The sequence below is a fragment of the Microbacterium pygmaeum genome (assembly GCF_900100885.1).
GTDB classification, from domain to species: domain Bacteria; phylum Actinomycetota; class Actinomycetes; order Actinomycetales; family Microbacteriaceae; genus Microbacterium; species Microbacterium pygmaeum.
Genome location: NZ_LT629692.1, coordinates 1,035,206 through 1,058,635, shown reverse-complemented (window position 1 = coordinate 1,058,635; position 23,430 = coordinate 1,035,206). Strand labels below are relative to the sequence as shown.

The window sequence follows — 23,430 nt, the reverse complement described above, 5'->3', positions numbered from 1 at the left end:
GTCTGTCCGCTTCTTTGTGTGCGGGGGCTTCGGCTCAGTTGATTCCTAGGCGGTCGCCGTAGGTCATGGACAGGGCGTTCAGAATAGCTTTCCATCCAGCGACCTGGCCGGTCGGGTTGGTCCGGTTCGGGCGCCGCTCAAGCACGGTCAGGTAGAGCACCTTCATCGCGGCCTGCTCGTTCGGGAAGTGAAGCGCCCCGGGTTCTCTGCCGCTCCTATGCGGGTTGCAGCTCTCGGGTGAGGGTCGCGTAGTGGGCTTGCTCGAACTCGGCGGGTGGGACGTAGCCGAGGCTCGAGTGAAGCCTACGAGTGTTGTACCAGTCGACCCATCCGGCGGTCGCGAACTCGACATCCGCGATCGTCCGGTACGGGCCGTCGTGGAACACCGTTGTGCGGATGCACTCGGCCTTGTAGAGCCCATTAATCGTCTCCATCAGCGCGTTATCGAGCGCATCGCCGACGGACCCGATCGAGGGCGCGATGCCATCGAGCGCGAGTTTGTCCGTGTAGGCCAGCGAGACGTATTGAGACCCGGCGTCCGAATGTGCACGCAGCTGATCCGGCAGGACCGGGTGCCCTTGTCGGCCGCGTTCCCATAGGCCCATCCGTAGCGGGATCATCACGAGGTCGACGTGCTTGGTGGTCTGCGCGTGCCGGGCGACGATGCGTTGCGAGTAGACGTCGACGATGAACGCGACGTAGACCCACCCGGCCCAGGTGCGGCAATACGTGAAGTCCATCACCCAGGTGTGATCGGGCCTCGGGGCGGTGAAGTCGCGGTTGAGCAGGTCCCCGGCACGGATCCCGTCTTTGGCGGGGATCGTGGTGCGCACGCCCTTGTCGCGGCGGATACCCGATAGCCCGAGCGCGCGCATAGCCCGGTCGACGGCCCCTCTGGAGGCGCCGGGGATCGTGGTGCGGCGGATCAGCGCGGTCATCTTCCGACGCCCGTAGAGGCCTTCCGGCGTCAGCTTCCGGACCTGACGCCCCGCGATCTCACCGGCGGTCCACGCAGCAGCACGAACCGCGCCATAAACCTGCGCGTCAGAGACCGTGCGCGCAGCGACGACGCCTTGCCGTTGGGCTCGGTAGGTGCGCGCGGCGATCTGGCAGCCCTGCTCTCGCAGGACTCGGCAGATCGACTCGACCGCGTGCCCTTCGGCTCTCATCGTGTCGATGAAACCCAGCATCAATGGTTGCGGGGGTCGAGTTCCCCCACGAAGAAACTCGTCGCCGCCTTCAAGATCGCCACGTCTTCACGGAGGCGCTTGTTCTCCGCCTTGAGCCGTTTGATCTCGGCGTGCTCGACCGAGGTGACGCCATCGCGGGTGCCATCGTCGATATCGGCCTACAACACCCACCGGCGCACGGACTCGTGGCCGACACCGACCTGGCGGGCCACGGCCGCTGACGCGGCCGTCAACGACGGATACTCCGACCGGTGCTCCCGCACCAGCCGCACCGCCCGATCACGCAGGGCAGGATCGATCTTCTTCGGCATGACATAATCCTTCCAACTCAAAAGGATGCGGCATCAAACCTGGGGCGTTTCAAAGTGCCCACGACGCCTGGTCGCTTGCCGGAAGCGCGCATTGAGCGACTCAATCCCATTCGTCGTATAGATCAATCGCCTGATCTCCGGCGGGAAGGAGAGGAATGGGATGCACTCTGCCCAGGCGTTCTCCCACATCTGGATCATCGCCGGATACAGGCTCCGCCACTGTGACGCGAACTCGGCGAACCGAGCTTCGGCGGCCGCGACGGTGGGGGCGGTGTAGACCTCGCGAAGTTGGCCGGTGATCTTCGACCAGTACTTCTTCGACGCGTACCGCAGCGAGTTGCGCACCAGATGCACCACACATGTTTGAACCGTCGCGAGGGGCGAGATCGCGCCGATCGCGTCGGGGAGACCCTTGAGCCCGTCGCAGCAGACGATGCACACGTCGGCGACGCCGCGGTTGCGCAGCTCGGTGAGCATGTTCATCCACTGCTTCGCGCCCTCCCCTCCCGTGGGGCCCATCCACAGCCCGAGCACGTCGCGGCGGCCATCCAGGTCGATCCCGACGGCGACGTACACGGGCCGGTTCGCGACCTGCCCATCACGGACCTTCACCACCAGAGCATCGATGAGGACCACCGGGTAGACGGCATCCAGCGGGCGGGCTTGCCATTCCTGCATGTCGCCGATGACCTTGTCAGTCACCGTCGACACCAGATCCCGGGACACCTCGCTGCCGTACAGGTCGGAGAGGTGCTTGGCGATATCACCGGTAGTCATGCCCTTCGCGTACAGGGAGATTACTGCGTCATCGAAACCCGCGATCCGGCGCTGATGCTTGGGAACCACCACGGGCGTGAAGGTGCCCGCTCGATCTCTGGGCACCTGGATCGTGACTTCGCCGATCTCGGTGCGCACCGTCTTCGGCGTCGACCCGTTCCGGCTGTTCGGCGTCTGCTTGCGCGCACGGTCACCGCTGTCGTAACCAAGGTGCGCGGTCAGCTCCGCGTCCAAAGCCGACTGCAGCACCTGCCGGGTCAGCCCCGTCAGCAACCCGTTCGGGCCGGTCAGATCGATGCCCTGCTCGCGCGCGGCCGTGACCAGCTGGTCGGCGACCGCCGACACATCGGGTGCTGCCGGCAGCACCTCCCCGGTTCGCGGATCGACCAGCTCGCCTTCTTCATTTATGAGTGTCATATCGGTGTTCATCGCGTGATTCATCTTCCCGCGCGGCTCACGCCGCGCCGATCACGCCGAACCCCTCACACACAAACTTCCCGACAGACCCACTATTTCTCGGAGGTTAGCAAAGCCTGGAGGAGCTCGTGGGGTGTGCGGTCGCCGAGCACGATGCGGGGCCGGCCGTTGAGCTCGGATTCGACGCGGGCAAGGTCACGGGCGGTGTGGATGGAGAGATCGGTCGACTTCGGGAAATACTGCCTCAGCAGCCCGTTGGCGTTCTCGTTGCTGCCGCGTTGCCAGGGGCTGGCGGCGTCGCAGAAGTAGATCCGAGCGCCGGTGTCGGCAGTGATGTCGAGGTGTCTGGCCATCTCAGTGCCTTGATCCCGCGTCAGCGTGCGCCGCAGTGGCGGCGGGAGCTGACCGAAGGCGCGCACCAGCGCGGCATGCAGCTCGAGCGAGTTGTGCGCCGGCAGGTGCAGGAGCTTCACGTAACGGGTCTGCCGTTCGACGAGGGTGCCGATCGCAGATCGGTTGTGTGGGCCCACGATGAGGTCGCCTTCCTTACGTTGTTGGTGAGGCCGGAGGGTAGTTGTCGTAGCGTTTCGGTCACCCTCGGGCAGCGGGTATGGCTCAGTTGTCGCCCTGCCGCGTTGACGGCTCACTGGGAATGGCCGCCCGCTGCCCGCTGATGACTCGACCGCTGATTGAGAATTGCGACATGGATCGTTGGGTAAGGACGTGCCGGCGTGGTCATCGACAGGGAAAAACACCAGTCACACCTGATCGAGAGGAACCCCGTGTCGACACTCTGGGCCGGAATCGACGCCGGCAAGCGGACCCATCATTGCGTGTTGATCGACCATCAAGGAGCGGTCCTGCTGTCCACGAAAGTCAGCAACGACGAGACTTCGTTGCTCGACCTGATCGAACACGCGCTGCCCTTGATAAAGCTGAGGGAACTGGCCCCGCGAACTTCCGCTCGGTCTTCGCGCGAGCGGCCTCTACATGAGACTGCTGATCGACGGGCAGGACTCGCACTCCGACGCGTGGGGTCACTTGGGAGTCGCTCGTTCCCGCCAAGGACGGAAGAAATACGTGGTCAGGTCGGATTGAGGAGCCAGGGGTCGCCACCTCTGCGGGGTGGTGCACTCAGGGGGCCTCGGACCCTCCGCCGCCGCGGAATCATGCGGCTCGGCGCTTCCGCGGGGGCGGCACCCTGCAGGGGTGTGGTGAGGGTGGCGCACCACAGGGGTCCCCTGAGGGTCCCCACGGGGGACCCTTGGACGCCAAAGTCGCCTCCGCTCGAGACATGGAAAGGCAATCGTCTGCGCCAGAAATACCGGTAATGACCAGGACTTTTTGTGGCGGAGACGGTGGGATTTGAACCCACGGACCCCTTAGGGGGTCTCCACCTTAGCAGGGTGGTGCACTAGGCCGAACTATGCGACGTCTCCAGGCATCCGGGCATCGAGACACACGGTTGCGCCCAGCAATCATAACCGCTGCCGGCGGCGGCGACGAACCCGCGCTACTCCTGCGGCCGCGTGCAGGTCACCTGCGCAGCGGTCTGCCCCGCGATCACCGACGGCAGCGGCGCGGCCGCATCGGACACCGTCGGATCCACCGACGCCGACGGATCCACCGCAGCACCGTCGGTCGCTGCGGCGTCGGTCGCGACCGGCACCGGCGCCGCTTCGCCCACCACGTCCACACCCATGCCCTGGCTCGCCTCGCCGGTGAGGGTCAGCGCCTGGTTGGCGCGCAGCGCGGCGAACAGCTCGTCGGCGGCGTCCCTCACCGGATACACGCCGCCGTCGCCGTAGGCGGTCGGGTACTGCACGAACACGAAGTCCTGGAAGGGGATGTCCTTCAGCGCCATCGCGATCTGCACCATGCGAGTGGGGTTGGCCAGCGACTGACTGAGCAGCAGCTGCTGGCCGTTGACCTGCTGCATCGCCGTGGTCGCGAAGCTGAACAGCGTCGTGGGGTTGGTCAGCACCGCGTCGCTCTGCATCTTGCGGACCATCGATGACATGAACTGCTGCTGGTTCGAGATGCGTCCGAGGTCGGACCCGTCGCCGATGCCGTGCCTGATGCGCAGGAACTGCAGCGCCTCGGCGCCGACGAGGGTGTGCGTGCCCTCGGTCAGGTGCAGTCCGGTGTGCTCGTCGTCGATCTGGCCCTCGACGCACACATCGACCCCGCCGATCGCGTCGGACATGTTGATCACGCCGGTCCAGCGCACTGCGGCGGCGAAGTCGATGTTCTCGCCGGTCAGCGCCTCGACGGTGTTCACGGTGCACGCGAGTCCGCCGCGCCCGTACGATTCGTTGATCTTCGTCGACCACAGTTCGTCGTAAACCGTGCCGTCGGGCGCGGTGCACTCCGGGATGTCCACGTACATGTCGCGCGGGAACGAGACGACCGTCGCGCGTCGCGGGTTGTCGCTGATGTGCACGAGCATCGTGACGTCGTTGCGCTCGCCCCCCTCGTCCTCAGCGCACCGCGGGAAGAGCGAGACGTCCTGCCCTTCGCACGAGTCGGTGCCCACCATGAGCAGGTTGACGCCGCCCTCGATCTCGCCGATCGTCGGCGGCAGCGAATCCGGGTCGTCGCCGAGATCGACCGCGTGATCGGCGACCGAGTTCGCGGCATCCCACACGGCGAACGCAGCGGTCCCCGTGACCGAGACTGCCAGGACGGCAAGCGTCACGCCGACCAGCGCGAAGAGCCGAAGGAGCGGATGCTGCGACCGCAGCTCGCCGTGGCGCGCCATCGGGCTGCGCCCCGGCGTGCCGGAGGCCTTCGAACTCATGGGCCTAATAGTCCCGCTGGTTGCCGTTCGAGCAGGTCGGGGTGGCAGCCGTCGAACCGGTGATGTCGGACGGCAGCGCGATGGCCTGCTCGGCAGGCGCGGCGGGGTCGGTGGGAGCCGGCGTTGTGGGGTCGGTCGGGACGGCGTTGGGGTCGGCGACGACGCCCTCGTTGGCCGAGATGTCGCCGGTCAGCTGCAGCGGCTGGTTCGCGGCGAGCGCGGCCCACAGCGCATCGGCGGACTCATCGTTCGGCACGACCTTGTTGGGGTCGTCCGGGTCGGTGAGCACCGGGTACTGCACGAACACGATCTCATCGAACGGCACGTTCTTGACCGCGAGCGCGATCTGGACGAGCGTCAGCGGGTTGGTCAGGCTCTTGCTCGGTGTGACATTGTCCACCGCGGTCGTGGCGAGCTTCAGCAGCGTGGGCACGTCGGAGAGCACCTGGTCGCTGACGAGCTTGCGGGCCATGCGCGACATGTACTGCTGCTGGTTGCTGATGCGACCGAGGTCGCTTCCGTCGCCGACACCGTGACGGGTGCGCAGGAACTGCAGGGCCTCGATGCCCTGCACGTTGCGCATGCCGGCCGGCCAGTCGATGCCGGTGTAGTAATCCTGGATGCCGCTGGCCAGGCACACGTCGACCCCGCCGACCGCGTCGGTGATGTTGATGACGTTGCCGAAGCTGACCTTCGCCGCGAACGGGATGCTCATCCCGCTGAGGTCGGAGACGGTCTTGACGACGCATCCGAGTCCGCCGTACGACCATGCGGTGTTGATCGGCTGCTTGCTCATCGCGCCCGACTCGTTGCCCTGATCGTCGGTGCAGGACGGGATCGGGATCATCAGGTCGCGCGGGAAGGAGATGACCGTCACGCGTCGCGGCGAGTCGGAGATGTGGACGAGCATGTTGACGTCGTTGAGCTGTCCCTCGGAGTCCTCGCCCGTGCAGCGGTCGCCGAAGTACGCCGCGTATTCGGGCTCGCACTCGTCGGTACCGGCGATGAAGAGGTTGACGCCGCCCTCGATCGCGCCGATGTCCGGCGGAACCGCCTCCTGGCCCTCCAGGTCGACCGCATCGTCGCTGAAACTCGCGACCGTGTCGTAGGTCGCGTACGCGGCGACGCCTGCGCCGGACACGAGGACGACGGCGACGATGATCCCGAGGACCTTCATCAGCAGCGCCATCGGATGCGGCGAGTGGAGCTCACCGTGGCGGGCGACGGTACGACGGCCGCGCGGAGCGGGCTTGGTCGTCTGGCTCACGGGGTTCCTCTCGGGGCGGGGTTCCCTTCACACTGCTGCGGAGGGTGTGGGATTCGAACCCACGGGACATTGCTGCCCACTGGTTTTCAAGACCAGGTCCATCGGCCGCTCGGACAACCCTCCCGACCGATGCCGGATGAAAACGGCACCTGTCGAACAGTCGTCGAGTCTAACCGACGGCACTGCCGACCTATTGTTCCAGGAGTGCCCTGAAGAACCTCTGAGTGCTGCTGCGTGTCAGAGCGAGCGCAGTACGGCGGCCACGCCGCCCTCCTGCACGGAGAGGGTGACTTCGGATGCCGCATCCCGAACTTCCTGCGGGCCCTGCTGCATCGCGACGGCGCGTCCGCCGTTCCGCCGCGCCCACGCGAACATGCCGAGGTCGTTGCGGCCGTCGCCGATCACCAGGACGTCGGCCGGCGCCACGCCGAGCTCGTCGCGGACGATCTGCAGCCCGGTGCTCTTGTCCACGCCCTGCGGGGCGATGTCCAGCCACGCGGTCCACCCGACCGCGTATGAGACCTGGTTCAGCCCGATGCGGGCGACGAGGTCGACGAAGTCCTGCTCGCCCTGCTCCGGGGCGACGACCACGACGCGGCAGACGGGATGCGCCGACAGTTCCGCGAACGGCACCCGCTGCGCCTGGCTGAGGTTCCAGTCGTCGAGGTACTCGGTGTACAGGCGCCGGCCGTCCGGGAGTTCGACGAGGTAGTGGGCGTCGGGCAGGTGCTCGCGGAGCATCGTGAGCACCTCCGCGGGATCGAACGTCTCGACGTGGAAGCGCTCGTAGCGCAGGTCGCCCTCGGGGTCGGCGAGCTCGCCCACGCGCCTGAGCACCACCGCACCGTTCGAGCAGACGACGAACTCGGGCGCGATGCCGAGCGCACGGAGGATCCCGACGGTCCCCTCCCAGCTGCGGCCCGTGGCGATCATGACCCGATGCCCCACCGCGTGCGCATCTTCGATGGCGTCGACGACGCCGGGGCTCAGGGACTCGTCCTCGAGGATGACGGTGCCGTCGATGTCGAGCACGATCAGCAGGCGAGGGCTCTGGACGGTCGGGTCCTCGGTCTCGCGGACGATCCCCTCGACGAGGTCGGCCGCTTCCGCGGCATCCGTGACCTCCACCTCACCGGTCTCGGGAAGCCCTGCTTCGCTCACGCGATGGGCTCCAGGACCTCGAGGCCGCCCAGGTAGGGACGCAGCACCTCGGGGACGACGACCGAGCCGTCGGCGCGCTGGTGGGTCTCGAGGATCGCGACGATCCAGCGGGTGGTCGCGAGCGTGCCGTTGAGCGTGGCGACGTGCTGGGTCTTGCCCGTGCCGGCAGCGACCCCCTCGACGGCGGGACGGTGGCGGATGTCGAGCCGCCGCGCCTGATAGGTCGTGCAGTTCGATGTCGAGGTCAGCTCCCGGTACGCGTTCTGCGTGGGCACCCAGGCCTCGACGTCGTACTTGCGCGCGGCGCTGGAGCCCAGATCGCCGGCGGCGACGTCGATGACGCGGTAGCTGAGCCCGAGGTCCTGCAGCATGCCCTCCTGCAGGGCGACCAGTCGGAGGTGCTCGGCTTCGGCATCCTCCGGCGTCGTGTATACGAACATCTCGAGTTTGTTGAACTGGTGCACGCGGATGATGCCGCGCGTGTCCTTGCCGTACGAGCCGGCCTCGCGCCGATAGCAGGTCGACCAGCCGGCGTATCGCTTGGGTCCGGGCGTCAGGTCGAGGATCTCGTCCATGTGGTACCCGGCGAGCGGGACCTCGCTGGTGCCGACCAGGTAGAGGTCGTCCTCCTCGAGGTGGTAGACCTCATCAGCGTGCTGCCCGAGGAATCCGGTCCCACGCATGACCTCGGGACGCACCAGCGTCGGCGGGATCAGCGGGATGAAGCCGGCATCCAAAGCCCGCTGCAGGGCGAGGTTCATCAGCGCGAACTCGAGCCGCGCGCCGACGCCGGTGAGGAAGTAGAAGCGGCTCCCCGAAACCTTCGTGCCGCGCTCCATGTCGATCGCGCCGAGCAGCTCGCCGAGCTCGAGGTGGTCGCGCGGCTCGAACTCGAACGTCGGGGTCTGCCCGTGCGTGCGCAGCGTGACAAAGTTCTCCTCGCCGCCTGCGGGAACGCCGTCGATCACGATGTTCTCGATGCGCGCCATCGCTGCGGTCGCGGCCTCTTCGGCGGCGGTGACCGCGTGCTGGGCGAGCTTGACCCGCTCGCTCAGCTCCTTGGCCTCAGCCACGAGCGCGGCCTTCTCGTCCTTCGGTGCCTGGGCGACCCGCTTGCCGTGGGCATTCTGCGCCGCGCGGAGCTCCTCGAACGACGTGATCGCTGCGCGGCGATCGCGGTCGGCGGTCAGGGCATCATCGACGGTGCTCGCCGACTCTCCGCGCGCCTCCTGCGAGCGCTTGACCAGCTCGGGATCCTCGCGGAGCAGTAGTGGATCGATCACCCGGCCAGTCTAGCCAGCGGCATCCGATCCCACGCCGCCGTAGAGTGTGGCCATGGTGAGCAGCGGCGACGGCGAGGTCCGTCGCGTCGACGCCGATGGGCAGACCGAGCCGATGGCAGGCGGCGGCGAGAAGCCGAGCCCCAAGGCGGCTCTGGTGTACAACCCGATCAAGGTGGATGCCGCCTCCCTCCGCTCCACGGTGCAGCGACTGTCGCAGCAGGCGGGCTGGCAGGAGCCGCTCTTCTACGAGACGACGATCGACGATCTCGGCGCCGAGGTGACGCGCCAGGCGCTGCAGGCCGGAGCCGATGCGGTGCTCGTCGCCGGCGGCGACGGCACGGTCCGCGCGGTCACCGAGGCCATGAGCGGCACCGGCATCCCGCTCACGATCGTCCCCAGCGGCACCGGCAACCTGCTCGCTCGGAACCTCCTGCTGCCCCTGACCGACTCCGAGGCGATGATCCGCGCGACCTTCGACGGCGACCGGCTGGCCGTGGACGTCGGGTTCGCCGCGATCCGCCGGCAGGACGGCACCAGCGAAGAGCGTGCGTTCGTGGTGATGGGCGGCATGGGGCTGGATGCCGCGATGATCGCCAACACGAACGGCGACTTGAAGAAGCGGGTCGGCTGGATCGCCTACGTCGACGGCGCCGCCCGGTCGCTGGCCACCGCCAAGCCGTTCCGCATCGCGTACCAGATCCCCGAGCGGCGCCTGCACTCGGCGCGGGTGCAGAGCATCCTCATCGCCAACTGCGGGTCGTTGCCGGCCGGGCTCGAGCTCATCCCCGAGGCATCCGTCGCCGATGGCGAGCTGGACGTCGTCATCTTCCAGCCCAAGAATGCGCTGGGCTGGGTGCTGGTCTGGCGCCGCGTCGCCTGGGACAACAGCTTCCTGCGCCGCTTCCGCGCCGGTCGTCGGGTGCTCTCGCTGCGCACGAAGGACAACTCGGTGCTGTACTCCCGTGGCGACGGCATCGACATCGCGACGCAGGACCCGCAGCCGGTGCAGCTGGACGGTGACGAGTTCGGCCAGGCGGTGCGCATGCGCTGCCGGATCGTCCCGGGCGGGCTGGTCACGATGATCCCGAAGAACCACGACACCTCGCGGCTCTGATCCCGGGGCTTCTCGCCCCGATTCCGTTTACGGACGAGACACGCCGTGTCGCGCCGCCGCATTCCGGCACTTCTCGTCCGTAAGCGTCGCGCTCGCGCTCTCCCCAAGGGCGAGAGCGGGCGAGTTGTCCACGATCGACCGGGGGCCGCGCCCGCGAGGTGCGCGCCGCGGGATGGTTCCTGCATGCGCCAACCCACACCTCTTCCCGGAGCACTCATCGGCCGGGCGTTCACCGTTCGTGAGGCCGATGACCTCGCCGTGAGCAGGTCTCGGTTGCGGCGCAGCGACCTCGCCGCACCGGTCTCGGGAGTCCGCATTCCCGCGCGCCGCGACGCCCCGCCCGTCGAGACCCCGTGGGAGCGCGCGGGTCGGGAACTCCTCGAGCGCGCCGGCATCGAATCTCTCCGGCTCGCGCCGGACGCCGCGATCAGTCACATCTCCGCAGCAGTCGCGCACGGCTTTCCGCTGTCCATGGCCAGACTGAGCGAGCAGGTGGTCCACGTGTCATCTGCGTCGGATGCCACGCGCCGGCGCCGCCGTGGGATCCACGTGCACCCGATGCCGCGTGATGTTCGGCGAGTCTTCCAGGCCGGTCTTGTCGTGACGCATCCCATCGATACGTGGTGCGCGCTGTCTGCGCTGCTGAGCGTCGATGAGCTCGTCGCCATCGGCGACCACCTGGTGTGCCGCCAGAACCCCACTGCCACGATCGACCAGCTCCGGAGTGCGGTGAGACGATATGCCGGCCGGCACGGCGCGAAGCGGCTGCGCTGCGCGCTGGATCTCGTTCGCGAGCGCACGGACTCCCCCAAGGAGACCGAGGTGCGCCTGCTCGTCATCCGCGCTGGGCTGCCGGAGCCCGAAGTGAACGTCTCGGTACGGGATGGATCTGGTTGGCATATCAAGCTGGGCGACATGGTCTACGAGACCTATCGCGTGCTCGTGGAGTTCGACGGCGATCAGCATCGCACCGACTCGAAGCAGTACGAAAAGGACATCACCGACATGGAGCGCGCAGCGGCAGCAGGCTGGTCGGTCATCCGCGTCCGCAACCAGCACCTGCGCCGGCCGGAACGCGTCACCGATCGCATACGCGAGGCGCTTCACGCGCGCGGCTGGCCGTCCGGCGAGCCGGTTACGGACGAGACGCGCCGCGAAGAGTCTGACCGAGGCGGCGTGTTCCGTCCGTAAACGGCTGGGGCGAACGGTCGCGGGGCCAGGACCGAGAAGCGGCTGTCAAGCCCGTGCCCGCGACGATGCGGCCGACGAGGATATGAGGATGCCGCATCCGTCGATCGTCTGGTTCCGCGACGACCTGCGCCTCGCCGACAACCCGGCGCTGCGCGCCGCGATCGAACGCGACGAGCCCGTGATCGGGCTCTACGTGCTCGACGAGGAGTCCGAGGGCATCCGGCCGCTCGGCGGAGCGGCGCGGTGGTGGCTGCACGGATCCCTGCGATCCCTCGGCGAGCGGCTCCGCGAGAAGGGCGGGCAGCTGGTGCTGCGGCGCGGCCCGTCGGCACGCGTGGTGACGGAGGTGGTGAAGGATGCCGGGGCGTCAGCGGTCTTCTGGAATCGCCGCTACGGGGGCGCTGAGCGCGAGATCGACGCGCAGCTGAAGACCGCGCTGCGCGAAGACGGGATCGAGGTCGCCTCGTTCGCGGCATCCCTCCTCTTCGAACCCTGGACGGTGCAGACCGGATCCGGCACCCCTTACTCGGTGTTCACGCCATTCTGGCGGGCGTGCCGCGCGCTGCCGGCTCCGCGCGCGCCGCTGCCGGAACCGCGTGAGGTGGACGGCGGTTCCGCGAAGGTCGCGTCCGACGACCTCGACGACTGGCAGCTGCTGCCGACCGAGCCCGATTGGGCTGCGGGGCTGCGCGAGGCGTGGGAGCCCGGAGAGCCCGCGGCGCGGGCGCGGCTTCGGGAGTTCCTCCGCGAAGATCTCGACGACTACGCCCGCACCCGCAACGAGCCGGCGGCCGGGGTCACCTCCCAGCTCTCGCCGCGGCTGCGCTGGGGCGAGCTCAGCCCGCACACGGTATGGCACGACACGATCGAGGCCGACGGCGCCGCAGGAAGGTTCCTGTCCGAGATCGGATGGCGGGAGTTCGCCGCCCACACGCTCTTCTACCACCCCGACCTCGCCACGAAGAACCTGCACCGCGAATTCGATGCCTTCCCGTGGCCACGACTGAAACCGTCGCACCTCGAAGCCTGGCAGCAAGGGCGCACCGGCATCCCGCTGGTGGATGCCGGCATGCGCGAGCTCTGGCGCACGGGCGTGATGCACAACCGGGTGCGGATGGTGACGGCATCCTTCCTGATCAAGAACCTCCTGATCGACTGGCGGCTCGGCGAACAGTGGTTCTGGGACACGCTGGTCGACGCCGACGGAGCATCGAATCCGTTCAACTGGCAGTGGGTCGCCGGATCGGGCGCCGATGCGGCCCCGTACTTCCGCATCTTCAACCCCGAGCTCCAGGCGAAGAAGTTCGACCCGAGGGGCGAGTACATCGCACGCTGGGCGCCCGAGTACCGCGCCGACACCGCGGAGGAGCCACCCGAGCCGATCGTGGACCTCGGCGAGAGCCGGAAGGCGGCGCTGGACGGATACGAAGCCGTCAAGCGAGCGTCGCGAAGCTGACGCGATTCCGCGCGCCGGCCGCCCCGGTCAGCCGGGTGCCGATTCCGGGGGTTCTCCCCCGTGTTCCCGCGGTTGCCCTTTCCTACGCTCGAAGAGGACCCGAACGACAGGAAACGCCATGACTCAGCCTCTCCAGCCCACCCCGATCGCCCAACCCGCCCCGACGCCGCAGCCGGTCGTACCGCCGCAGTACGGCCAGGAGCCGCCGCAGTACGGTGCCGGCCCGGCATACGCGCCCGGGTCCGCACCGGGCGCCGCCTACGCCCCCCGCGCGGTCGCGCCCGGCGAGCTCAGCCCGAAGTCGTGGCTCGCCGCCCTGCTGCTGTCGATCTTCCTCGGCGAGTTCGGCATCGACCGGTTCTACCTCGGCAAGATCGGGACCGGCATCCTGAAGTTGATCACCTTCGGCGGCTTCGGCATCTGGTGGCTCATCGACGTCATCCTGATCATCGCCGGCGCGATGAAGGATCAGGACGGCCGCCTGCTGAAGTACCAGGGCGAACCGTCTGCGCCGCGGCAGTACTGAACACCGGAGGAATAGAGCGGATGCCGGAGCGGGTTGCACTCCGTGATGAGCACCGCACCCGGATCCGCGCCCGCCCTCTCCGTCCTCGACCTCGTGCCCGTGCGCACGGGTCAGACCAGTGCGCAGGCGGTCACGGCATCGCTCGGGCTTGCAGCTCGCGCCGATGAGCTCGGCTTCCGTCGCTACTGGTTCGCCGAGCACCACAACATGCCGGCGGTCGCCTCGACGACTCCGCCGGTGCTGATCGCCGCCGCGGCGGCGCGAACCTCGCGGATCCGCGTGGGCTCGGGCGGCGTCATGCTGCCCAACCACTCGCCGCTCGTGGTCGCAGAGCAGTTCGCCGCACTGGAGGCACTCGCCCCCGGCCGCATCGACCTCGGGATCGGACGGGCCCCGGGCAGTGACCCGGTGATCACGCAGCTGCTGCGCCAGAGCGGGACGACCAGCGACGTCGACCGGTTCCCCGACCACATCAGCGACATCATGGGGCTGGTCGCGGCCGAGGGCGCGACCGTGCGCTTCACCAGCGGTGGAACCTACGACGTCCACGCGACGCCGTCGGCCACCACCGTGCCCGAGGTGTGGCTGCTGGGCTCGAGCGACTATTCCGCCCAGCTCGCGGCATCCTTCGGTCTGCCCTACGTCTTCGCGAACCACTTCTCCGGAGAAGGTCTCGAGCGCGCGCTCGAGTTGTACCGCACGCAGTTCCGTCCGACCGAGGCCAATCCCGCGCCCCGGACGTTCCTGACCGTCAACGTCCTCGCCTCCCCGACCGCCGAAGAGGCCGAGGCCAGGTCGCTGCCATATCAGCGGATGATGGCGCGCATGCGCACGAACATGCCGCTCGCCGCGAACGAGACCGTCGAGGCCGCGCTTGAGGGAGCGGCGGACTTCGACGGCCTCGCGCAGTCGATCATGGCCTCGGCGCGCTCGAAGTGGTTCGTCGGCACGGGCTCCTCCGTGGCGGGGCAGCTGCGCGACTTCGCGACCCGGTGGGACGTGGACGAGGTGATGGTCTCGCCGATCGCAGGCGCGTACGAGGACGAGCCGATGGATGCCGCGACCGGCCGGCTCCAGACGCTCGAGCTGATCGCCGCCGCGCTCTGATCTCTGCCTCCGTGCCGTTTGCGGACGGAACACGCCGTCTCGCCGGCGGCGGTGACGGCGCGTTCCGTCCGTAAACCGCTGGGCGGGGGCGGGGGCTGGGCGGGGGCGGGGGCGGGGGCTGGGGCGGTGGGTCGGCGGCGGCCGGGAAGGCCGCTACCAGGCGATCAGCTGGTACGGCGTGATCTCGAGCACGACGGTGTAGCGCGCCGCCATGTCGGCCAGCGACATGTGCAGACCCTCGAGGCCGCCGGCGTACTTCCGCCCGTACTCCTCGCCGATCGCATCCAGCCAGGCCGCCGTCTCCTCCGGCGAGATCGCAGCCCGGCCGCGCAGCACGGCGATCTGCTCGCCGTCCTCTCCGCCCTCGAGGTGGAAGACGACACGATCGTCGGCGCGGATGTTGCGCACCTTGGCCGTGGCCGGCTCGCTGAAGACGATCACCCGCCCGTCGCGCCAGAGGAACCAGACGGGAACTGCATGCGGAAAGCCGTCGCGACCGGTCGTGCCGAGCCATCCGATCTGCTCGTCCTCCAGCCGGGCGAGCGTGCGCGCGTGCAGCGCGTCGGATGCCTGGAACACGAACGGCTCCTCGGAGATCGGCATCTCAGGCCTCCGGCTCGCCGCTGACGAGACCGCGCAGCCAGTCACGCGCCTCGACGAACACGTCGTCCGAGTACCGCTCGGGATACCGCACGATCGCGCGGTCGGCGCGCGGGTACGAGCCGAGGAAGATCACCTTCGGGCTGAAGCGGCGAAGCCCGAGCAGGGCATCGGCCATCCGCTCGTCCTCGACGTGGCCATCGGCGTCGATGACGAAGCGATACCGACCAAGGGCGTCGCCGATCGGGCGCGACGCCAGCAGCGACAGGTTGATGCCGCGCGTCGCGAACTGCTCCAGCATGTCCAGCAGCGCCCCCGGCTTGTCGTCCGGCAGTTCGACGATCAGCGAGGTCTTGTCAGCCCCGGTCGGCGGCGGCGGCGCGACGGTCCGGGCGACCAGGACGAACCGCGTCACCGCGTTCGCGTTGTCGCCGATGTTCTCGGCCAGCAGCGTCAGGTCGTGGTGCTCGAGGATTCCGGGCGGCGAGATTGCGGCATCCGCATCGCTCGTGCCATCCAGCAGTCCGACCGCGCTGGCGACGTTGCTCGCTGCGGGGATGTGCGCGTGCGCGGGCAGGGACTCGGTGAGCCACCGCAGGCACTGCGCATAGGCGACCGGATGCGCGGCGATCAGCGCGACCTCGTCGAGCGTCGTGCCGGGCCGGCCGACGAGCACGAACTGCACGGGCACGAGGTACTCCCCCACGATGCGCAGCCCCGGCATGGTGGCAAGGGCGTCCTGCGCGGTCGAGACGCCGCCGTCAACCGAATTCTCGATCGCGATCATCGCGGCATCCGAGCGACCCTCGACCACATCGGCCAGTGCCTCGCCCACATTGCGCACCGAGTGCCAGGTGTGACCGCGCGCCTCCGGCACCTGCGCGAGCGCGGCCTCCGTGAAGGTTCCCGCGGGGCCGAGGTAGCTGTAGGTGCGCTTGGTCTGCGTGGAGGGCTCCGTGGTCACCGGATCAGCCTAGCCATCGTCATGCGTGTCAATACCCGGCACACAACACCCCGCCCGGTGCCAGACTGGGAGCCATGAGCCGCGCAGGACAGCCAGCCGAAGAATCCGACCTCATCGACATCGACGAACTGATCGCCGCGTACTACGACCGCAAGCCCGATCCGACGATCGCCGAGCAGCGGGTGGCGTTCGGCACCAGCGGTCACCGCGGGTCGTCGCTGTCGACGAGCTTCAACGAAGACCACATCCTCGCCACCACTCAGGCGATCGTCGACTATCGCAACGGGCAGGGCATCGGCGGACCCCTGTTCCTCGGTCGCGACACGCACGGCCTGTCACGTCCTGCCGAGCGCAGCGCGATCGAGGTTCTTGTCGCCAACGGCGTGGACGTGCGCATCGACGCCCGCGATTCGTGGGTGCCGACGCCGGCACTGAGCCACGCGATCCTCGCCTACAACCGCGATCGCCCACTGGATGACCCTGCCCGCTCCGACGGGATCGTGGTGACCCCGAGCCACAACCCGCCGCGCGACGGCGGCTTCAAGTACAACCCGCCGAACGGCGGGCCCGCCGACACCGACGCCACCGGCTGGATCGCGAACCGGGCCAACGAGCTGATCGCCGCGGGACTGGTCGACGTGAAGCGCACCCGGTTCTCCGACATCGACTTCGACGCGCTGGGCGAGTACGACTTCCGCGAGGCGTATGTGCGCGACCTCGAGAACATCATCGACATCGACGCGATCAAGAACGCCGGGGTGCGCATCGGCGCCGACCCACTCGGCGGGGCGTCCGTCGAGTACTGGGCGCTGATCGGCGAGCACTACGGGCTCGATCTGACCGTCGTGAACCCCGACGTCGACCCGACCTGGAAGTTCATGACGCTGGACTGGGACGAGAAGATCCGCATGGATCCGTCCTCGCCGAACGCGATGGCCTCGCTCGTGGCGAAGCGGCACGATTACGACATCCTGACCGGGAACGACGCCGACGCCGACCGGCACGGCATCGTCACCCCCGATGCCGGGCTGATGAACCCGAACCACTACCTGGCGGTGGCGATCGACTACCTGTATGCGCATCGCGAGGGATGGCCGGCGGATGCGGCGATCGGCAAGACCCTCGTCTCGTCGATGATCATCGACCGCGTCGCGGAGTCGCTCGGGCGGACCCTCCTCGAGGTCCCGGTCGGCTTCAAATGGTTCGTTCCGGGGCTGCTCGACGGATCGGTGGCCTTCGGTGGCGAGGAGTCCGCCGGCGCCTCGTTCCTGCGTAAGGACGGCACGGTCTGGACCACCGACAAGGACGGCATCCTGCTGTGCCTCCTGGCCGCCGAGATCCTCGCCGTCACCGGCAAGACCCCGTCGCAGCGGTACGCCGAGCTGGAGGCGCAGTTCGGGGCATCCGTCTATCAGCGCGTCGATGCCCCCGCGACGCCCGCCCAGAAGGCGCAGCTGGCGAAGCTGTCTCCGGATGCGGTGACCGCGACCGAGCTCGCGGGCGAGCCGATCACCGCCAAGCTCTCGCACGCACCGGGCAACGGCGCGGCGATCGGCGGACTGAAGGTGCAGACCGAGCACGCCTGGTTCGCCGCGCGCCCGTCCGGCACCGAAGACGTCTACAAGCTCTATGCCGAGTCGCTGCGGGGCCCCGAGCATCTCCGCGAGGTGCAGGAGGAAGCGCGGGCCGTGGTCGGCGAGGCGCTCGGCGGCTGAGCAGATCGCTGCGACGAATTGACTCGAGGTCAGTCCGCGGCGAGGATACGGGCGTTCTGGGCGCGCTGCCACGCGCGCAACGCCCACATCGGATGATGCGGAGCGGCGTTGGAGCACAGCACGACCCCCCACACGCCGCGCGCGAGGGCGGTGTCGATGCCGTGTTCTGCGAGTGCCCTGCCGACGGGGCCCTCTTCGAAGGTGCCGCGCAGCGGCGTGTAGCCGACCCACCCTTCGCCGACCAGTGCCGGGACGCCTTGCGCCCGCGCCCACTCCGCGATCGCGATGACGCGTGACTCGATCTCGCGCCGCATGACTTCGCGGTAGGTCCCGTACTCCTCCAGGAGCCAGGTGTCCCAGGCGTCCGCATCCACCCAGTCGTAGCCGTAGATCATCTGGTCGGTGACGACCGTCGCCCGGTACTTCCATTCAGCGGCGCGACCGTACTCTGCCACGCCGGGGGCGTCGGTGCGCAGCAGCGCCCGCAGCTCTGGGTTCGGGAAATCCGCGCTGCCCTCCGAGCGGATGTCGATGCGCTTCTGCAGGGCGTCCAGGACTCCGTAGCTGTAGACGTGGAACTGCGCGGCGCCGAGCCCGTCCGGCACGCGGTGCATCGCGAGATGGGGCGGCTTGCCGTAGCTGGCCGTGACGAGGAGATCCGGATGCTGCGCGCTCAGCCACTCCACCTGTGCGGCCCCGCCGTCGGCGAGCGCCGGGAGGATCGAGAAGTCGACCTCGTTGTGCAGCTCGACCAGCGCGATGCGCTCCCGGTGACCATGCCGGCTCAGGAACTCGATCATCCGGTCCCATGCCCCAGCGAGCACACGGTACCGCTCGCCGAGCGGAACCGCGTCGATCGCGTCGAACCACCCCGGCGAGGCGGCGAAGGCGGGTGACTGCTGGTACTCCCAGCTGGCGAGGACCACCACGAGCCCATGCCGCCGCGTCGCGTCGAACAACCGCAGCAGCCGCTCGCGCAGGTCGATCCGGTAGCCGCCGGGGGCGTCGTACCAACGGGTGCGCTGCCCGTAGAAGCCGCCGTCGGGGGCAGCGCCGAGTCCTTCGATCTCGAGGTCCTCGGCGAGCGCGTCGAGTCCGAGTCCGCCGAAGAGCAGAAGGGGTGCCGCGCAGATGCGGATCGCGTTGTAGCCGAGCGAGGCCGCATCCGCCACGGCGGCGTCGAGATCTTCGTATGGCTCAGCCGAGCCTGCCCGGGTGTACCAGGAGAAGTCCCACAGGGTGATCGCGAGTCGCTGCGGCAGGTGTGCGGGGACGGGCCCCGTCAGTCCGTCGGAGGTGTCCGGGATCGTCCCCGACCCGAGGTAGCGGTCGGTCATGCATCCATCCTCTCGGCTGCGCGCTGGGTCGCTCGCTCGTCGGCGGCGGCGACCCGCAGGGCGGCGGCGAGGGCGGCGCGTGCGGCGGCGGTGTCGGTGTCGAAGACGAGCAGCTCGGGAAGCGACGTCGCGAAGTAGTCGACCTCGTCCTTCGCGTGTTCGAGTTCGGCTGCGCGCGCCTCGAGGCGGCACCAGACGGCTTCCGCCTCCGACTGCTCGCCGAGGCGCACGTGGGCGACGCCGATCCAGCGGTCGGCGAGCTCAGCGGGCCGCGCGGCCACCGCGAGCGGTGTGCCGGCTCGGGCCGCCGCCCACACGTCGCGCGCTGCAGTCTCGTCCCCCGTCGCCGCAAGAGCATCGCCGAGCAGGACGAGGCGTTCCGCCTGCGGAACAGCCGGATGCCTGCCCTCACCGAGATTCGCAGGGGCCTCGAGACCCTCCTGCAGCAGTGCGATGGCACGGTCTGGCCGGCCGGCGGCCAGGTGCCGGCGGGCGAGCGTGCACGCCACGCTGTCGTAGGCTGCGATGACCATCCCCTCGCCGCCCTCGAACGGCCGGAAGACGCGCTCGGACAGGATCGACCACGCCTCGTCGACGCGATCGACCTCCCGCAGCAGCTCCGCGTATACGAGTGCGAGGTCGTCACGCGCGGCGAGCACGGGTGCGTGCTGTTCCAGAAGGCTCAGACGCTGCGCCGCCGGCGTGCCGATCATGCGGGCGAGCAGGTCCCGCTCGAAGACCAGTCGCGCGTCGACGCGAAGCGCGAGTGCGTGCGCGTACGCGGCGTCCGCGGCATCGGCGTCACGGTTCGTGCGCATGACGGCGATCGCGAGGTTCCGCCACGCGACGGGGTCATCGATGCCGGCCGCCGTCGCCGCGGTCAGCTCGGCGAGCGCGTCCTCCTCTCGCCCCGCATCCAGCAGCCACATGCCTCGCAGAGCCGCGACCTGCGGGCTCCCCCCGGCACTCGCCGCCGTCAGCGCGTCGAACTGGTCGAGGCCGGCCGGGAACGCGAGGTCGAGTGGCAGCACCTCCAGCTCCGCGAGCTCGAGCGCAGCGGCATCCAGATCACCGATGGCGCCGGCCCAGGCCGACCGCAGCACCCGGCGAAGCGGTTCGGCATTGCCGAACGCCGCAGCCGATGCCGACTCCGGCTCGGCCGTCGCGGCGAGCGCCTCGGCGAACGCGCCGGCACGGGCGAACTCAGCGGCGACGTCGAGGATCGTCCGTGGATCCAGGGGCCTGGCGGCGGCGACGCCGTGTGTCCGAGCCAGCGCCGACGTCGCCGGGTCCAGTGGATCCGCCCGGTGCAGACCCACCACCATCGCGCGGGCTTCGGTCGTCTTGCCGAGCGCGCCCAGCGCGAGCACCGCGACCCGGTGCGCCTCCGGGATCCCTCCCGCGATGTCGGCGAGCCGCAGTGCGTCGGCGAAACGCTCCGCGCGCATGGCGAGGCGGGCCCGGGCGAGGTTCGCCGGCGCCGACCAGGCGATGTTCCAGGCGGCCCGCGCGAAGTGCGCATCCGCCTCGGCGACCCTTCCCTGTCGTTCGCGAACGAGCCCCAACAGGTAGAGCGGCTCGCCGTCGCGGGGATTGAGGTTGCGGCGCGTCAGCCGCTCGATCGCCGGTTCGAGCTGCGCGCCCGCCTCGTCGTACTCGCCGCGGCGGAGGAGCCACGCCGCAAGCGCTGTCGCCGCGCGGATGTCGCCCGGGTCGCGGCCGAGCGCCTCGCGGAGGTACGGGACAGCGGACCGCGTCGGGTGCCGGTACTGGTCGAGGTGCGTCGCGGTGAGGAACAGCTCGTCGGTGCCCGCGATCTCGGCCGGCGCGGGGGGCGCGGTGGCCACCCAGGGCTCGGCAGCGGCATGCGTGCGCTCGCGCCATGAGACGAGTGCGACCTCGCCCGAGCGTACGTCCACGGCGATGACCCGTGCGGCGCTCACCTCATGGCGGAACGGCCGGTCGGGTGCGAGGGTCCCGGACCATTCGATGATCTCGTCGTCGGCGGTGCGCAGCTTCACGGTCGCCTCGACCGGCGTCGTCGCGATGACACCCACGCTCGAGCCATCGGGCGAGACGGCGATCGCGGCGTGCGTCGTCGCCTGCCGGGCTGCACCGATCGCATGGATCGGGAACCAGAACTGGCTGAATCGCTTCGTCTCCCCCGGCGCCAGCCACGCGAAGTCCGGCTGATTGTCGGTGTAGACACCCGCCATCAGCTCGACGTACGGACCGTCGTCGTCGGTCAGCTGCGCATCCCAGGCTGTGCCGATCGCACCGGTGCCCCACGTCCACTGCTTCTTGCCCGGCGACAGTGCGCGATCCGCCCAGTGCACGAACCCGGCGTCCGCCGCGTGGTCGTAGCCGCCGAAGAACGAGTCGTCGGTATCGGTGATCATGTACGAGGTCGGCACCGGGATGCTCGCGGAGATGTCGATGCGGTCGGCGCCCGGCCGCTCGCCCGCGAGCGCCGGATAGTCCACGCCGTAGTACGGCCTGTCGGCCCGCGGGAAGGCGGTGATCGCGCGTCGAGCGTGGTCGGCAACGTATGCCACGTCGTCGGGGAAGAACGACTGGTACCGCTCGTGCGAACGTGCCGCGACGTTGGCCCACCACAGGAAGGTCTGCGGCACATCGGTGCGATTGTGCAGTCGCACGTCCGCCTCGATGAGAGATGAACCCGGGCGCAGCCGCACGCCGTGCACGCCGCGCATCCGCTGCAGGGGATCGAAGTCGCTGTGCCAGACGACGACTCCCCCGTCGGCTTCGCGTTCGATCCGGGCGTCGACGGGCAGGAACGTTGCGGGGCGGTGGTGCTGCGGCCAGTTGAACTCCACGCCCCCGGAGATCCACGGCCCGGCGAGGCCGACCAGGGCGGGCTTGATGACGTTGTTGCGGTAGAAGAAGTCGTACCCGGCCACCTTGTCGTATCCGATGTGGATCCGACCGCCGATCTCGGGCAGGAGCAGAAGGCGCACGTACTCGTTCTCGAGGTGGATCGCCTGCCACTCGTGCGGGCGCTTCTCGTGCGAGACCGCGTCGATCATCGGCATCGGGTACACGCGGCCGCTCGAGCCCTGATACACCCGCCGATCGAGGAACAGCGGGTAGCGGTCGGGGTCGCCGGGCTCGTAGGTGTCGATCGTCACCGGCTCGCACCAGCAGGCAACCCCACCGGCATCGATGATCGACTGCTGGTCAGGTGGCGCGGAAGGCAGCTGGATGCGGCTCGGGGCGTCGTCGTCTCGGGGCACGCGGCAACTCTAGGTCCGAGCACGCCCGCACGACCATGTCGGATCGCGCGAGCCACCTGGACGATCCGATGCCGGCGCTCGTGGGAGAATCGAGGGATGCATCGCGCCGACGGATTCGTGCACGAACGACTCAACGTGGTGCCGAGACCACTGGTCGAGGCGGCGCTCGCGCGACCCGTCACCCGGCGGATGATCGTGACGGATGCCGGATACTTCCCGCGCGCCGACAGTCATGGGCGCGCCCGCCCCGCCGGAGCGCCGGAGACCATCGTGATCGTGTGCGTCTCGGGATCGGGCTGGGTGGACCACGACGGGTCCCGCACCCGCGTCGGGTCGGGCGGCGCGATCATCATCCCCGGCGGAGTCGCCCACGCGTACGGGGCGAGCGAGCACGACCCCTGGACCATCTGGTGGGCTCACGTGCGCGGCACCGACGTCCCCGAACTGGTCGAGTCCGCCGGCATCCGGCGAGGAGAGCTCACCCTCTCGCTCCGCTCGATCGATCGCATCACCGCGCAATTCGACGAGATCGTCAGTGCGCTGGAGCGCGACACGACACCGGCTCGGCTCGTCGCGACCGCCGGAATGGCTTGGCGGCTGTTCACGCTCCTCGCGGTCGACCGCATCCTGCCCGAGGACGGCACACCGCTCGAGCGCGCGATGCGCTATCTGGAGGATCGCGTGGACGGACGCGTGCAGGTCGCCGAGCTGGCGGGACTGGTGGGTCTGTCGCCCTCCCACCTGGCGGCGCTCTTCCGCGGTGCGACGGGAGGGGGCGTGCTGGCACACCATCTGTCGCTCAAGATGGCGCGAGCCCGCCGGCTGCTCGATACCACCGACCAGACGGTCGCCGAGATCGCGCGGCAGGTCGGCATGGACGATCCGTTCTACTTCTCGCGCCAGTTCCGCAAGCTGCACGGGATGAGCCCGACCGCCTACCGCGACACACGCAAGGGCTGA

The 23,430-nt window shown here is 69.2% G+C and carries 16 protein-coding genes, 2 tRNA genes and 4 pseudogenes; 8 read left to right on the top strand and 14 right to left on the bottom strand.

Annotation, left to right across the window (positions count from 1 at the left end):
* Positions 1–34: 34 nt before the first annotated feature.
* The 4 pseudogenes from BLT19_RS18085 to BLT19_RS04835 all read right to left on the bottom strand — a co-directional run.
* Positions 35–190: pseudogene (locus BLT19_RS18085) on the bottom strand (IS256 family transposase); the annotation flags it as partial.
* A gap of 25 nt (positions 191–215) precedes the next feature.
* Positions 216–1,501 (bottom strand): annotated as a pseudogene (locus BLT19_RS04845) (IS3 family transposase).
* Positions 1,502–1,540: 39 nt separating this feature from the next.
* Positions 1,541–2,707, bottom strand: a pseudogene (locus tag BLT19_RS04840) (IS256 family transposase); the annotation flags it as partial.
* Positions 2,708–2,787: 80 nt separating this feature from the next.
* Positions 2,788–3,240, bottom strand: a pseudogene (locus tag BLT19_RS04835) (IS30 family transposase); the annotation flags it as partial.
* 186 nt (positions 3,241–3,426) lie between these two features.
* On the opposite strand from BLT19_RS04835, the gene BLT19_RS17935 reads away from it, so the two are divergent.
* Positions 3,427–4,026 carry an IS110 family transposase gene (locus BLT19_RS17935; RefSeq protein ID WP_091487169.1) on the top strand — a complete coding sequence of 200 codons (600 nt, stop codon included), beginning with the start codon at positions 3,427–3,429 and terminating at the stop codon, positions 4,024–4,026.
* A 16-nt stretch (positions 4,027–4,042) separates the two neighbouring features.
* Here the strand turns inward: BLT19_RS17935 and BLT19_RS04825 are convergent.
* The 6 genes from BLT19_RS04825 to serS form a co-directional block, all read right to left on the bottom strand.
* Positions 4,043–4,134, bottom strand: a tRNA-Ser gene (locus tag BLT19_RS04825).
* Between the two features lie 74 nt (positions 4,135–4,208).
* Positions 4,209–5,495 (bottom strand): LCP family protein, encoded by a 1,287-nt coding sequence (locus tag BLT19_RS04820; protein ID WP_231917797.1) that lies wholly within the window; start codon positions 5,493–5,495, stop codon positions 4,209–4,211.
* A 4-nt stretch (positions 5,496–5,499) separates the two neighbouring features.
* Entirely contained in the window at positions 5,500–6,762 is a 1,263-nt protein-coding gene (locus BLT19_RS04815) for an LCP family protein (protein WP_231917796.1), read from the bottom strand.
* A gap of 38 nt (positions 6,763–6,800) precedes the next feature.
* Positions 6,801–6,885 (bottom strand) — tRNA-Ser (locus BLT19_RS04810).
* A gap of 114 nt (positions 6,886–6,999) precedes the next feature.
* Complete coding sequence (locus BLT19_RS04805) at positions 7,000–7,923, bottom strand: HAD family hydrolase (protein WP_091487165.1); 924 nt, start codon at positions 7,921–7,923, stop codon at positions 7,000–7,002.
* Positions 7,920–9,206, bottom strand: a complete 1,287-nt coding sequence (serS, locus tag BLT19_RS04800; protein ID WP_091487162.1) for a serine--tRNA ligase — start codon at positions 9,204–9,206, stop codon at positions 7,920–7,922. The genes BLT19_RS04805 and serS overlap by 4 nt, the downstream gene beginning before the upstream one ends.
* A 52-nt stretch (positions 9,207–9,258) precedes the next feature.
* Here serS and BLT19_RS04795 point away from each other — a divergent pair, with 52 nt between their 5' ends.
* The 5 genes from BLT19_RS04795 to BLT19_RS04775 all read left to right on the top strand — a co-directional run bounded on the left by BLT19_RS04795 (position 9,259) and on the right by BLT19_RS04775 (position 14,600).
* Entirely contained in the window at positions 9,259–10,320 is a 1,062-nt protein-coding gene (locus BLT19_RS04795) for a diacylglycerol/lipid kinase family protein (protein WP_091487160.1), read from the top strand.
* Between the two features lie 183 nt (positions 10,321–10,503).
* Positions 10,504–11,511: a DUF559 domain-containing protein gene (locus BLT19_RS04790; protein WP_091487157.1), complete on the top strand. Its 1,008-nt coding sequence runs from the start codon at positions 10,504–10,506 to the stop codon at positions 11,509–11,511.
* 88 nt (positions 11,512–11,599) lie between these two features.
* Positions 11,600–12,967 (top strand): cryptochrome/photolyase family protein, encoded by a 1,368-nt coding sequence (locus tag BLT19_RS04785; protein WP_091487154.1) that lies wholly within the window; start codon positions 11,600–11,602, stop codon positions 12,965–12,967.
* 118 nt (positions 12,968–13,085) lie between these two features.
* The gene (locus BLT19_RS04780) at positions 13,086–13,493 is read left to right on the top strand and encodes a TM2 domain-containing protein (protein WP_091487152.1); all 408 of its coding nucleotides are present in this window, start codon (positions 13,086–13,088) and stop codon (positions 13,491–13,493) included.
* Positions 13,494–13,538: 45 nt separating this feature from the next.
* On the top strand, positions 13,539–14,600 hold the full coding sequence (locus tag BLT19_RS04775) for an LLM class flavin-dependent oxidoreductase (RefSeq protein WP_091487149.1): 1,062 nt from the start codon (positions 13,539–13,541) through the stop codon (positions 14,598–14,600).
* Positions 14,601–14,753: 153 nt separating this feature from the next.
* On the opposite strand, the gene BLT19_RS04770 is transcribed toward BLT19_RS04775, so the two are convergent.
* Together BLT19_RS04770 and pheA are read right to left on the bottom strand one after the other, a co-directional pair.
* Positions 14,754–15,203 carry a pyridoxamine 5'-phosphate oxidase family protein gene (locus BLT19_RS04770; protein ID WP_091487146.1) on the bottom strand — a complete coding sequence of 150 codons (450 nt, stop codon included), beginning with the start codon at positions 15,201–15,203 and terminating at the stop codon, positions 14,754–14,756.
* A gap of 1 nt (position 15,204) precedes the next feature.
* Positions 15,205–16,164, bottom strand: coding sequence for a prephenate dehydratase (gene pheA / locus BLT19_RS04765; protein ID WP_091487143.1), 960 nt, complete (start codon positions 16,162–16,164; stop codon positions 15,205–15,207).
* A gap of 74 nt (positions 16,165–16,238) precedes the next feature.
* On the opposite strand from pheA, the gene pgm reads away from it, so the two are divergent.
* Positions 16,239–17,879 carry a phosphoglucomutase (alpha-D-glucose-1,6-bisphosphate-dependent) gene (gene pgm / locus BLT19_RS04760; protein ID WP_091487140.1) on the top strand — a complete coding sequence of 547 codons (1,641 nt, stop codon included), beginning with the start codon at positions 16,239–16,241 and terminating at the stop codon, positions 17,877–17,879.
* Between the two features lie 29 nt (positions 17,880–17,908).
* On the opposite strand, the gene BLT19_RS04755 is transcribed toward pgm, so the two are convergent.
* Both BLT19_RS04755 and BLT19_RS04750 read right to left on the bottom strand, forming a co-directional pair.
* A complete protein-coding gene (locus tag BLT19_RS04755) occupies positions 17,909–19,216 on the bottom strand; it encodes a cellulase-like family protein (protein ID WP_091487138.1) in 1,308 nt (435 codons plus the stop codon).
* Positions 19,213–22,470: a DUF5107 domain-containing protein gene (locus BLT19_RS04750; protein WP_091487135.1), complete on the bottom strand. Its 3,258-nt coding sequence runs from the start codon at positions 22,468–22,470 to the stop codon at positions 19,213–19,215. Before BLT19_RS04750 ends, BLT19_RS04755 begins: the two co-directional genes overlap by 4 nt.
* Before the next feature lie 96 nt (positions 22,471–22,566).
* Here BLT19_RS04750 and BLT19_RS04745 point away from each other — a divergent pair, with 96 nt between their 5' ends.
* Positions 22,567–23,430: an AraC family transcriptional regulator gene (locus tag BLT19_RS04745; RefSeq protein ID WP_091487133.1), complete on the top strand. Its 864-nt coding sequence runs from the start codon at positions 22,567–22,569 to the stop codon at positions 23,428–23,430.